We start from the raw sequence: 12,293 nt of genomic DNA, 5'->3' as shown, positions 1-12,293 counted from the left end.
TTTGATGCCGGTGTATGAAGGCCGGTTCAAAATTGTGTAAGAGGCTAAGTTGGACGATAATTTTAAAGCAGAGCGTGGCCCGAATCCTGTTGACCTGCATGTCGGTGCCCGTGTCAGGATGCGTCGCAAGTTTCTGGGCATGAGTCAGGAAGGGCTGGCCGAAACCATCGAACTGACGTTTCAGCAGGTGCAAAAATATGAGCGCGGCTCCAACCGCATCAGCGCCTCCAAGCTCTATGAAATCTCGAAGGCCCTGAAAGCACCGGTCGCCTACTTCTTTGAAGGTTATGGCGAAAATGAGCTTGTCGAAGGCTTTAGCGAGTCCGAATCCGAACAGTTCGTGCATGGTTTTCTGATGACCACCGAAGGTATCGAACTGGCGGAAGCCTTTCCGCGCATCAAAAACGCCAAGCATCGCCGCCGCATTCTGGAGCTGGTGCGCGCACTGGCCGAAGACGACGACGCCTGATCTAAAGCGTGCGACTCTTAAATATGACAACAAAAACCCCGCCTTCCCCCCAGGCGGGGTTTTTGCATTTGGGCCGCGTTCCAGGAAGAAAGCCGACTACGGGTAAAATTCGCTTGCCCATATAAACATATCTTTATATGGTTATGCCAACTTGTCTCACAGTGGAAAGTCTGGCCATGCGTCCTTCCTATATCTTCACCTCCGAAAGCGTTTCCGAGGGCCATCCCGATAAGGTGGCCGACCGCATCTCCGATGTGGTGGTCGATGCCTTTCTGGCCCGCGATCCCGAAGCGCGCGTGGCGTGCGAGACTCTGGTGACGACCAATCGCATTGTGCTGGCGGGCGAGGTGCGCGCCGGTGACAATGAGATCGAGGGCATTATCAATGGTCTTGAAGACAAGGTGCGCCACGCCATCAAAAAGATCGGTTACGCACAAAAAGGCTTCCATTGGGCGACGGCCGATTATGCCTGCCACCTGCACGCCCAGTCGGCTGACATCGCGCAGGGCGTCGATGCCGGTCACAACAAGGATGAAGGCGCGGGCGATCAGGGCATTATGTTCGGTTACGCCACCAATGAAACCGAGGAACTGACCTCGGCGCCGCTGCAATGGTCGCATAATATCCTGCGCCGCCTCGCCGAGGTGCGTCATTCCGGTCAGGCCCCGCAACTGGAACCGGACGCTAAATCTCAGGTGACGGTGCAGTACGAAAACGGCAAGCCCGCGCGCATTCTGAAGATTCTCGTCTCGCACCAGCATCAGGACGGTTTGACGCCGAAGGATGTTGAGGCGATCATCAAGCCCTATGCGCTCGAAATCCTGCCCGCCGGCATGGTGACCGACGAGACGGAATGGCTGGTCAATCCGACCGGCAATTTCGTCATCGGCGGCCCGGACGGCGACGCCGGCCTGACCGGACGCAAGATCATTGTCGATACCTACGGCGGCGCGGCCCCGCATGGCGGCGGCGCCTTCTCCGGCAAGGACCCGACCAAGGTCGATCGCTCGGCGGCCTATGCCCTGCGCTATCTGGCGAAAAACGTCGTGGCGGCGGGTCTGGCCGACAAATGCACGCTGCAAACCGCCTATGCGATCGGCGTGTCGAAGCCGCTCAGCTTCTATGTTGATACCCACGGCACCGGCAAGGTGGATGAGGAAAAGCTGGAGGCTATCCTGCCCGAACTGATCGGCGGCCTGACGCCGCGTTCGATCCGCACCCATCTCGGCCTCAACAAGCCGATCTATGAGCGCACCACGGCCTATGGCCATTTTGGTCGCACACCCGATGCCGAGGGCGGCTTTTCATGGGAAAAGATCGATCTGGTGGAAGAACTGAAGCGCCAGTTCTAGAGCATCATGCCAAAAAGCGGATACCACTTTTTGGAAAAAATGATGCGTAAGCAAAGACTTAGAGCGAGATGACGAGTCTATCTAAAGTCATCTTGCTCTAGCTTTTTTCCAGCCTGTTTTGTCGCGGCGGACTCAGATGGCTCCGCCGCGATTGCATTTTGGCGATAAGGCCGCTACTGACGCGGCCATGACTGAAGATACATCCGTAAGCCCGACATGGGGGCCCATGCGCTCTTTCGGGCGCATCAAGTCGCGCACCTTAAAGCCGCGTCAGGCCACTTTGTTCGATACCCTGTTGCCGCAGATCGAGGCCACGCCGGAGCGCGTTCAGGCGCTGGTGGCGGCGGGCGAACCCTTGTGGCTCGAAATCGGTTTTGGCGGCGGCGAACATCTGGCCGCTCAGGCGGCCCACCATCCAGACATCACCCTGATCGGCTGCGAACCTTTCCTGAATGGCGTCGGCAGTGTTCTGCGCCATATCGACGATGCGGGGCTGCAAAATGTGCGCCTGCTGGCCTCCGATGCACGGCCCCTGCTCGACAGCCTGCCCGACGCATCGCTCGATCGTATCTTCATCCTGTTTGCCGATCCGTGGCCCAAGGCGCGTCACAATAAGCGCCGCTTTATCCAGACGGAAACCGTCGCCGATTTCGCGCGCGTGTTAAAGCCGGGCGGCACGGTGCGTTTCGCTACCGACTGGGCCGACTATGCCGACTGGGCCCTGCAACGTTTCATCGCCAATGCCGATTTCGACTGGCGGGCGCAAAGCCCTGCTGATTGGACGATCCCGCCTGCCGATCACATTACCACGCGCTATGAAACCAAGGGTCTGGGCGACTGCAAGCCGGTCTTTTTCGATTTTATGCGGGCGTAGCCTTTAGGCTGACAAGCTTAGGACGCGTAAGGCGCAAAGCCCCTGCTGCCGGCGCAATCCTCATCATCTAAGACTTTGAACCACGGAAACCACGGATCATGGCCTTCGGCCATGACACGGATAAGCAGGTGCGCGAACATCTCCATCCTGCACTTTTCATCCGTGCCGCCGCGTTAGCGGCGATCCGTGTTTTCCGTGGTTAAAATCTTATGCGCTTTTTAAACGGCGCGGCGTTTCATCAGGAAATAGGTGATGGCGTCGAACAGGGCTTTGTTGGACGCATCGATGATATTGTGGCTGACGCCGAGCGTATTCCAGGTGTGACCCGCATCATCGCGGCTTTCGATCATGACGCGGGTCAGCGCCGCCGTCGCTTCCGAAGGCGTCAGGATGCGTACCTTGTAGTCATTGAGGTGCATGGCGGCCAGTTCGGGATAGTGCGGCAACAGCGCCTTGCGCAGGGCAGCATCGAGCGCATTGACCGGGCCATTGCCCTCGGCCACCGTCATGACGCTCTCGCCATCGATCTTCAGCTTGACCGTCGCTTCGGCCACCGCGACAGGCTCGCCCTTAGCATCAATGCGGCTTTCGTCGAGCGTGCGGTAGCTTTGCAGTTCGTAATAGTTGGGCAGGACGCCCAGCCGTTTGCGCGCCATCAGCTCAAAACTGGCGCTGGCGTCCTCATAGGCGTAACCCAGCGCCTCGCCCGCCTTGACGGCACTGACCAGCTCGGCGATGCGCGCATCATCATCGGCCACCTCAATACCCATCTGGTGCAGGCGATTGAGCACATTGGCGCGACCGGCCTTATCGGACACCAGGATCAGACGCGAATTGCCGACGAGGGCCGGGTCGATATGTTCATAGGAGCGGCTGTCCTTGTTCATGGCGCTGACATGCAGCCCGCCCTTATGGGCGAAGGCCGAGGCCCCGACATAGGCGGCATGGCGGTCGGGCGTGCGGTTGAGCCGGTCATCGACAAGACGCGACAGATCGCCGATATGCGTCAGTTGTTCGGCGCTCATGCCCGTATCATAGCCCATTTTCAGCATCAGGGTCGGGATGATGGCGATCAGATTGGCATTGCCGCAGCGCTCGCCAATGCCGTTGATGCAGCCCTGCACCTGACGCACGCCCGCCTCGACTGCCGCCAGAGAATTGGCCACGGCCTGTTCCGTGTCGTTATGGCAATGGATGCCGAGGCGCGCATCGGGCAGGGCTTCGCGCACGGCCGAGACGATGCGCTTCACCTCCGAGGGCAGCGAACCGCCATTGGTGTCGCATAGAACCAGCCAGCTCGCCCCGGCTTCATGGGCGGCTTTCAGGGCGTCGAGCGCATAGGCCGGATTGGCCTTATAGCCATCGAAGAAATGTTCGGCGTCGAACACCGCCTCGCGCCCGCTCGACACGATATGGGCGATGGACTCGCCGATCATGCGCAGGTTTTCGGACGTGCTGACCTTCAGCGCCGTCTCGACCTGCCAGTCCCAGGTCTTGCCGACAAGGCAGATGGTGGGGCTGCCCACGGCCAGCAGGTCTTGCAGGCCGGGATCATTGGAGGCCGAGCGTCCGGCGCGCCGCGTCATGCCAAAGGCCGACAGCTTTGACGCTTTCATGGCGGGCGGTGCGGCAAAAAAGGCGTCGTCGGTCGGATTGGCCCCCGGCCAGCCGCCTTCGATATAGTCGATGCCGAAGGCGTCGAGCGCGGCGGCAATCGCCTGCTTGTCCGCTACGGAAAAATCGATACCCTGGGCCTGCGCGCCATCGCGCAGCGTTGAGTCATAAAGATATATGCGTTCAGCCATGATCCATCTATAACGCAGCCACGCCCCCGGCAACCGGAATCCGGCGCGCGTGCTTGAAAATGCGCTTGGCAAGCGTGGCATTCACGCCTATAAAGGGGGCAACATTGTCGATAGCCGCTGGGCTTCGGCGGCGGCCTTAAGCGGCTCGCCGCTTTTTTTATTATCTGAATCAAGGATTCGATGCGCGCCAAGACCGCAGAAGACCGCAAGCTGATTGAGCTGTTCGACCCTCTGGCCGAAGAGCAGGGGCTTGATATTGTGCGCATACGCCTGATGGGTTCCAGCCGTCCGGACGGGGTGCGCCGCCTGCAAATCATGGCCGAGCGCAAGACCGACGGCGATATTGGCGTGGCCGAATGTGCGCGCCTGTCGCGCGCCGTCTCGGCCATGATCGACGAAATTGACCCGATCCCCGGCGAATTCGTGCTGGAGGTGTCATCGCCCGGTATCGACCGGCCCCTGACGCGCCTGAAGGATTTCGACACCTACGAAGGCTTGGAGGCGCGCATCGAGCTGGATCGTCTGGCCGAGGGGCGCAAGCGTTTTCGCGGCATTGTGGCCGGTACGGAAGATGACCATATCGCCATCGACCTGGAAGGCGAGGCCGAGACGGCGCTCATCCCGTTTGCCTGGGTGGTCGAGGCCAAGCTGGTGCTGACCGACGCCCTGATGAAGCGCGGCGCTGAAGCCAGAGCGGCGCGCGGCGAAGACGACGATGTAACGGACGGCTTCGATGACGAAGACGCCGAAGACCATGAAGATCTCGTCGCCGATAACGACGAATATGACGACGAAGAAGAAAAGGATTAAGCCATGAGCTTTACCGGTATCAGCGCCAACCGTCAGGAACTGCTTCAGATTGCCGAAGCCGTGGCGCGTGAAAAGTCGATTGATAAGTCGGTCGTCATCGCCTCCATCGAGGAAGCGATCCAGAAGGCGGCGCGTTCGCGTTATGGCGCTGACCACGACATCCGCGTCTTTATCGACCCGCGCACCGGCGAAATGGCCATTACCCGCGTCATCACCGTGGTCGAGGACGAACTGCTCGAAAACGAATACGCCCAGCGCACCCTGACCGACGCGCTGTCCACCGACAAGGAGGCCTTTGTCGGCAAGGAATATTCGGAAACCCTGCCGCCGTTCGAACTGGGCCGCGTCCAGACCCAGATGGCCCGCCAGGTTGTCACGCACAAGGTGCGCGAAGCCGAGCGCGAGCATCAGTATGACGAATATAAGGATCGCGTCGGTGACATCGTCAACGGCACGGTGCGCCGCGTCGAATATGGCAATGTGATTGTCGATCTCGGCAAGGGCGAAGGCATTATGCGCCGCGACCAGTCGATCCCGCGCGAAGCCTTTCAGGTCAATGACCGCATCCGCGCCTATATCTATGATGTGCGCCGCGAAACCAAGGGGCCGCAAATCATGCTGTCGCGCGCCCACGGCGGCTTCATGGCCAAGCTGTTCGCGCAGGAAGTACCGGAAATCTATGACGGCGTGATCGAGATCAAATCGGTGGCCCGCGATCCCGGTTCGCGCGCCAAGATGGCCGTGCTGTCCAATGACAATTCGATCGATCCGGTCGGGGCCTGCGTCGGTATGCGCGGTTCGCGCGTTCAGGCGGTCGTCGCCGAAATGCAGGGCGAAAAGATCGACATCATCCAGTGGTCGCCGGACGAGGCTACCTTCATCGTCAATGCGCTCGCTCCGGCCGAAGTCTCGAAAGTGGTGCTCGACGAAGAAGAAGACCGCGTCGAGGTGGTGGTGCCTGATGAGCAATTGTCGCTGGCTATCGGCCGTCGTGGCCAGAATGTCCGCCTCGCCTCGCAACTGACCGGCTGGCAGGTCGATATCATCACCGAGTCTCAGGATTCGGAACGCCGTCAGAAGGAATTCGCCGAGCGCACCACCCTGTTCCAGGAAGCGCTCGATGTCGATGAGGTCATCGCCCAGCTTCTGGTCACCGAAGGTTTCTCGACGGTCGAAGACCTGGCCTATGTCGATGACAACGAAATCGCCGCCATCGAGGGCTTTGACGAAGAGACGGCTCTCGAATTGCAGGCGCGCGCCCGTGATTTCCTGGAACGCGAAGCCGCCGAACAGGACGCCAAACGCCGCGAACTGGGCGTCGAGGACGGTGTTCTGGCCGTGCCGGGCATCACCCTGCCGATGGCGGTGGCGCTGGGCGAGGCCGGTGTCAAGACGGTCGAGGATCTGGCCGATCTGGCCACCGACGAACTGCGCGGCGGTTTCGAACACAAGAATGGCGAACGTGTTCGCGTTCCCGGCGCGCTGGAAAGCTTCAATCTGGCCGTGCCCGACGCCGAGGCCCTGATCCTCAATGCGCGCATCACAGCGGGCTGGATCGAAGCCCCGGACGTGGAAGCTGAAGCGGAAGACGATACGAATTATGACGAGGAGGGCGAGACGCATGATGACGTCGCCGAACTCGAACAATGAGCCCGCGTCTCTGAAGACGGCTGAGTACGAACCCGTTGCCGATGAGGCGACGGGGGTTGAGGTTGTGCCCGAAGACCATCGCGGGCGGCTGATCCTGCGTCGTGATCTGGCCAGTGGTCGCTCGGTTGATGCCGAAGGACTGATCCGTTTCGTCGTGTCGCCGGAGGGCCTGTTGACGCCCGACATCGCCCATAAGCTGCCGGGACGCGGTTTATGGGTGGCTTGCGAACGCACAAGCCTTGAAATCGCGATCAAAAAGAACATATTTAGCCGGGCGGCCCGCCGTCAGGTCAAGGTCGCGCCCGAACTGATCCCTCTGGTGCAGGATCTCTTGCGCCGCCGCTGCCTCGATCTTCTGGGGCTGGCGCGCCGCGAAGGCCAGATCGTCAATGGCTTTGAAAAAGTGCTGGCGACGGTCAAATCGGGCCGCTGCGCCTGGCTGATCGAAGCCAGTGACAGCGCCGAGGATGGCCGCAAGCGCCTGCTGACGGCGATGGCGGCGCAGGTTTCGCCACCAAAGCTGTGCGGATGCTTCGGCAATGCGGAATTAAGTTTGGCTTTGGGGCAGGAAAATGCCATACACGCAGCCATGCTTTCGGGGCGGCGCGTGCAGCGTTGGTCTATGGAAATGCAGCGTTTGTCCGGTTTTATGCCTCTGACGCCTCCGGGCTGGGCACTGAGCGGGGCGCCGCAGGGCGGATTGCCGGGCCGGGGCCGGGAGTCAGAGCCGTGACGGGATGGATGTCTTCCACACCTTGACGTTCTGAGGTCACGGTGATGGTCCGCACAGCGCGGATCGAATTTCGAATGCCTATCGCAAGGGTCTGAAAAACCTTGTGCATCGGCACCTATTTTACAACAGAGGCGGATCACGGGATCGGCCTCGCAAGGGTTAGTAAGCAAGCCGGATGAGCGACGCCACAGACGACAAGACCAACGACCAGAACCGCAATGATGGTTCCCGCAATGAACGCGCGCCCCTGACCCTCAAGCCGCGCGCCGGCGGGAATGTCGCCAGCGGCACGGTCAAACAGAGCTTCAGCCACGGCCGTTCCAAGACCGTGGTGGTGGAAACCAAACGCCGCGTCGGCACGCCGCCTGCCGGTGCGCCCGGCCATGTGCGCCCTTCGGTCGATCTCAACCTCGCCCGTCCGCAGCAAACGCCGCGCCCCAGCCAGAACGCTTCCGCCCCGCGTGGTGGTGGTTCGGGTCTGCGCCAGGAAGAACAGGACGCCCGCCAGCGCGCCATTCAGGCTGCGCTTGTCGAACAGCAGCGCCGTGACGCCGAGGCGCGCGCCGCCGCCGCCAAGGCTGCCGCCGCCCAGTCCGCTGCCGCCGCTCAGTCGCGCCCCGCTGAACCGGCAGCTCCGGCAGCCGAAGCGCCGCCAGCGCCCGCCGCCGCGCCTGAAGTGAAGGCCCCTGAAACGAAAGTGACGGCTGCGGAAACACCCGCGCCCGCCGCCGAGGCACGTCCTGCGCCGGTGCGTGCGCCGCGTGTCGAGCGCCCGGCAGCCCCTGCCTTCCGTAACGAACGTGCGCCGCGTCATGATCAGCGCCCTGACCGTTCTCAAGGCGAACGCCCGCAGGCTGAGCGCCCGCAAACCGACCGGCCATCGTCGGATCGCCCGCAAGGTGATCGTCCGGCGTTTAACCGAGATGCACCCAGAACCGATCGCGGCCCAGATCGTGGTCCGCGCGATCCCAATGCGCCGCGTCAGGCCTTTAACCGCGATGCGCCCAGAGATGCGTCCCGAACCGACCGTGGCCCGCGTGACCCCAATGCGCCGCCGCGCCCGCCTCGTGATGCCAATGCGCCGCGCGCCGGTGAAACCGTGCGCTATAGCGCCAATTCGCCGCGCCCGTCGCGTCCCGGCGTGGGTGTCGCCGCCAATGCACCGGCCACGCCGGAAGTGGACCGCATCCGTTCTTCGCGCGGGGCTACCGGCCTCAACAAGGCCACCGATGTCCGCAAGGCGGGCGATGACGATGATCGCGGCGTCAAGCGCGGCAAGGCCGGTGCGCCGGTCAAGGCCGTGTCGCAAACGCGCGGCGAGCCCAAGCGCCGCGAAGGCCGCCTGACCCTGCAAGCCGTGGTGGGCGATGATGAGGGCGCCGCCGACCGGATGCGCTCGCTGGCCTCGGTGCGCCGCGCCCGCGAACGTGAACGCGAAAAGCGCAAGGGCCATCAGGTCGAACAGGCGCGTGTTTCGCGCGAAGTCATCATCCCCGATGTCATCACGGTTCAGGAACTGTCGAACCGGATGGCCGTGCGCGCCGTTGATATTATCAAGCTGCTGATGAAGCAGGGCGTGATGCTCAAGATCAATGACGTGATCGATACCGACACCGCCGAACTGGTGGCTTCGGAATTCGGCCATACCGTGCGCCGCGTGTCGGAATCGGACGTGATGGAGGGCTTTATTTCGTCCGACGATCACGGCGAAAATACGCTGCCGCGTTCGCCGGTCGTGGCCGTGATGGGTCACGTTGACCACGGCAAGACCTCCTTGCTCGATGCTCTGCGCAAAACCGATACGGCGGGTGGCGAAGCCGGTGGCATCACCCAGCATATCGGCGCCTATCAGGTGCGGCTGGCCACGGGTGAGCGCATCACCTTCCTCGATACGCCGGGCCACGCCGCCTTCTCGTCGATGCGGGCGCGCGGTGCCAATGTCACCGATCTGGTGATTCTGGTCGTGGCCGCCGATGACGGCGTCATGCCGCAGACCATTGAGGCCATCAACCACGCACGCGCGGCGGGTACGCCGATCATCGTGGCGATCAACAAGATCGACAAGCCCGGCGCCAAGCCGCAGAACATCATCAATGAGCTGCTCCAGCACGAAATCGTGGTGGAAAGCTTAGGCGGCGACACGCAGGTTGTTGAGGTTTCGGCCAAGACCGGCCAGGGCCTTGATCAGCTCACCGAGGCTGTTCTGTTGCAGGCCGAAGTGCTCGATCTGCGCGCCAATCCCGACCGCACCGCCGAAGGCGTGGTGATCGAAGCCAAGCTCGACAAGGGCCGTGGCCCGGTGGCGACGGTTCTGGTCAAGCGCGGCACCTTGAAGCGCGGCGATATTGTCGTGGCGGGTGCGGCTTTTGGCCGTGTGCGCGCCCTGATCAATGAGCGTGACGAACAGCTTGCCGAAGCCGGCCCCTCCATGCCGGTGGAAATCCTTGGCCTCAATGCCGCGCCCGATCCGGGCGAAGCTCTGGCCGTGGTGGAAAACGAAGCGCGCGCCCGCGAAATCACCGAATATCGTGAGCGTGTGCGCCGTGAAAAGACGTTGGCACCGGTCGGGGCCGTGTCGCTCAGCGACATGATGTCGAAACTGGCGGCCAATAAGGCCAAGGAAGTGCAACTGATCATCAAGGCCGATGTTCAGGGGTCTGCCGAAGCGATTGTCGGCTCGCTCGACAAGCTGGGCACCGATGAGGTGCGCACCCGCGTCATCCATTCGGGTGCCGGGGCCATCACCGAGTCGGACGTGCAACTGGCCAAGGGCTCGAACGCGCCGATCATCGGCTTCAATGTGCGGGCCGGTAAGCAGGCGCGCGATCTGGCTGAACGCGAAGGCGTGGAAATCCGCTATTACGCGATCATTTACGACCTGATCGACGATATTAAGGGCGTCATGTCGGGTCTGTTGTCGCCGATCCAGCGCGAAACCTTCCTCGGCAATGCCGAAATCCTCGAAGTTTTCGACATTTCCAAGGTCGGTCGCGTCGCTGGTTGTCGCGTCACCGAAGGCCGTGTCCAGAAGGGCGCGCGCATCCGTATCCTGCGCAATGACGTGGTCATTCAGGAAATGGGTGTGCTTTCAACGCTCAAGCGCTTCAAGGACGAGGTCAATGAAGTGGTTGTCGGACAGGAGTGCGGCATGGCTTTCAATGGCTTCCAGGATCTCAAAGCGGGCGATTTCATCGAATGCTTCACGGTCGAAGAGATCAAGCGCACGCTTTAGTATCGACGGGTATGGGTGTGGGGGCTTTAAACCCACACCTTTTCTTGCGCGGTAACTTTATGTTTTCTTGAGACGTTTCTGCTATAAGCGCACCATGCTCGACACATCCGCCTTCGATCCTGCCCATCACGTCCTGATCATCAAATGCCCCGATACGCGCGGCATTGTGGCGGCGGTATCGGGCTATCTCAACGACAATGATATTTCGATCGTCGAGTCGCATCAGTTCAATGATGCGGACGGTGACATGTTCTATGTGCGCGTGGTCTTCAAGCAGGCGGGGCCGAAAATGCCGCCGATGGACACCCTGCGCGACGGTTTCAAGCCGATTGCGCATCGTTTCAGCATGGACTGGTCGATCCATAATCTGGCGATCAAGCCGCGCGTGGTGATTGCCGTCTCGAAATTTGGCCATTGCCTGTATGAATTGCTGCACCGCTGGCAATCGGGCCTGCTGCCGGTCGAGATCGCCTGCGTGGTATCCAACCATGAGGATATGCGCTCCTTCGTTGAATGGAACGGCATCCCTTATGTGTATCTGCCGGTGGATAAGGCCGATAAGGCCGCGCAGGAGGCCGCGCTATTGGGCGTGATCGAGGACAGCCGCGCCGATCTGGTGGTGCTGGCGCGCTATATGCAGATTCTGTCCGATGATCTGGCGCGCCGCCTCGAAGGCCGCTGCATCAATATCCACCATTCGTTTCTGCCGAGCTTCAAGGGTGCAAAGCCCTATCATCAGGCCCATGCGCGCGGCGTGAAGATCATCGGCGCCACCGCCCATTATGTTACATCTGATCTTGATGAAGGCCCGATCATCGAGCAGGACGTGCAGCGCGTCCATCACGGCCATACGCCGGAAAAACTGGTGGTGATCGGCCAGGACATCGAGGCCCGCGTACTGGCACGCGCCGTCACCTGGCACGCCGAGCGTCGCGTCATCATCAATGGCGGCAAGACGGTCGTTTTCAGCTAAGTCTAAGCCTAGAGCCACGAGCGTTTAATTTGACTTACAAATTGAATGCGAGATGCGGAAAAACGTAAAATGTAGAGCGGGTTGCATTCCTTTGACCGATTCAATCAGAATGCAGACCGCTCTAATACCGCCAGAACATATGGCTGACCAGAGCGGCCACCACCAGCCAGATGGCGGCGTAAAACGTGACCGCGCAGGTGTTGGTCAGGTCGGGCGCGCTTTTTTCAGGCTCGACATTTTCCGCCGGACGTGTGGGTATATCCTTTGCCATAACAACCACCTCCTTTTTTGAGGAAAGGATGGTGCTAATCTAGCATAAATTGACATATATGTCAAAAAATATGCACAGGATGGAAAAGCCGACACATCAGGGGATGACAGTCTGACCTGAGACA

The 12,293-nt window shown here is 61.0% G+C and carries 10 protein-coding genes; 8 read left to right on the top strand and 2 right to left on the bottom strand.

From position 1 onward, the window contains the following. The first annotated feature begins 49 nt into the window (after positions 1–49). From QB905_RS10080 to trmB, 3 genes are all read left to right on the top strand, one after another. The gene (locus tag QB905_RS10080; protein WP_282974866.1) at positions 50–469 is read left to right on the top strand and encodes a helix-turn-helix domain-containing protein; all 420 of its coding nucleotides are present in this window, start codon (positions 50–52) and stop codon (positions 467–469) included. Positions 470–645: 176 nt separating this feature from the next. Next, positions 646–1,821 (top strand): methionine adenosyltransferase, encoded by a 1,176-nt coding sequence (gene metK, locus QB905_RS10075; RefSeq protein ID WP_282974864.1) that lies wholly within the window; start codon positions 646–648, stop codon positions 1,819–1,821. 187 nt (positions 1,822–2,008) lie between these two features. Next, positions 2,009–2,695: a tRNA (guanosine(46)-N7)-methyltransferase TrmB gene (gene trmB / locus QB905_RS10070; protein ID WP_282974862.1), complete on the top strand. Its 687-nt coding sequence runs from the start codon at positions 2,009–2,011 to the stop codon at positions 2,693–2,695. A gap of 218 nt (positions 2,696–2,913) precedes the next feature. Here trmB and cimA read toward each other — a convergent pair whose 3' ends face one another. Continuing rightward, a complete protein-coding gene (gene cimA / locus QB905_RS10065; protein ID WP_282974861.1) occupies positions 2,914–4,500 on the bottom strand; it encodes a citramalate synthase in 1,587 nt (528 codons plus the stop codon). Positions 4,501–4,680: 180 nt separating this feature from the next. Between cimA and rimP the strand changes: the two genes are divergently transcribed. From rimP to purU, 5 genes are all read left to right on the top strand, one after another. Next, complete coding sequence (gene rimP, locus QB905_RS10060; RefSeq protein WP_282974859.1) at positions 4,681–5,310, top strand: ribosome maturation factor RimP; 630 nt, start codon at positions 4,681–4,683, stop codon at positions 5,308–5,310. Between the two features lie 3 nt (positions 5,311–5,313). Continuing rightward, positions 5,314–6,960 (top strand): transcription termination factor NusA, encoded by a 1,647-nt coding sequence (nusA, locus tag QB905_RS10055; protein WP_282974857.1) that lies wholly within the window; start codon positions 5,314–5,316, stop codon positions 6,958–6,960. Next, the gene (locus QB905_RS10050; RefSeq protein ID WP_349252566.1) at positions 6,932–7,693 is read left to right on the top strand and encodes an RNA-binding protein; all 762 of its coding nucleotides are present in this window, start codon (positions 6,932–6,934) and stop codon (positions 7,691–7,693) included. The genes nusA and QB905_RS10050 overlap by 29 nt, the downstream gene beginning before the upstream one ends. A gap of 175 nt (positions 7,694–7,868) precedes the next feature. Then, the gene (infB, locus tag QB905_RS10045; protein WP_282974855.1) at positions 7,869–10,925 is read left to right on the top strand and encodes a translation initiation factor IF-2; all 3,057 of its coding nucleotides are present in this window, start codon (positions 7,869–7,871) and stop codon (positions 10,923–10,925) included. A gap of 94 nt (positions 10,926–11,019) precedes the next feature. Next, a complete protein-coding gene (gene purU / locus QB905_RS10040) occupies positions 11,020–11,898 on the top strand; it encodes a formyltetrahydrofolate deformylase (protein WP_282974853.1) in 879 nt (292 codons plus the stop codon). 121 nt (positions 11,899–12,019) lie between these two features. Here purU and QB905_RS10035 read toward each other — a convergent pair whose 3' ends face one another. Continuing rightward, positions 12,020–12,169, bottom strand: a complete 150-nt coding sequence (locus tag QB905_RS10035) for a hypothetical protein (RefSeq protein WP_282974851.1) — start codon at positions 12,167–12,169, stop codon at positions 12,020–12,022. Positions 12,170–12,293: the final 124 nt, after the last annotated feature.

Origin of the sequence: Asticcacaulis sp. EMRT-3 (assembly GCF_030027245.1) — a bacterium.
Taxonomy (GTDB): Bacteria; Pseudomonadota; Alphaproteobacteria; order Caulobacterales; family Caulobacteraceae; genus Asticcacaulis.
Note: the sequence above shows the minus strand (reverse complement) of the source record. Positions and strands in the feature narration are given on the sequence as shown.

Coding starts and splice junctions, on each gene's coding strand:
- metK (WP_282974864.1), top strand. CDS start 646: ATGCGTCCTTCCTATATCTTCACCTCCGAAAGCGTTTCCGAGGGCCAT.
- trmB (WP_282974862.1), top strand. CDS start 2,009: ATGACTGAAGATACATCCGTAAGCCCGACATGGGGGCCCATGCGCTCT.
- cimA (WP_282974861.1), bottom strand. CDS start 4,500: ATGGCTGAACGCATATATCTTTATGACTCAACGCTGCGCGATGGCGCG.
- rimP (WP_282974859.1), top strand. CDS start 4,681: ATGCGCGCCAAGACCGCAGAAGACCGCAAGCTGATTGAGCTGTTCGAC.
- nusA (WP_282974857.1), top strand. CDS start 5,314: ATGAGCTTTACCGGTATCAGCGCCAACCGTCAGGAACTGCTTCAGATT.
- QB905_RS10050 (WP_349252566.1), top strand. CDS start 6,932: ATGATGACGTCGCCGAACTCGAACAATGAGCCCGCGTCTCTGAAGACG.
- infB (WP_282974855.1), top strand. CDS start 7,869: ATGAGCGACGCCACAGACGACAAGACCAACGACCAGAACCGCAATGAT.
- purU (WP_282974853.1), top strand. CDS start 11,020: ATGCTCGACACATCCGCCTTCGATCCTGCCCATCACGTCCTGATCATC.
- QB905_RS10035 (WP_282974851.1), bottom strand. CDS start 12,169: ATGGCAAAGGATATACCCACACGTCCGGCGGAAAATGTCGAGCCTGAA.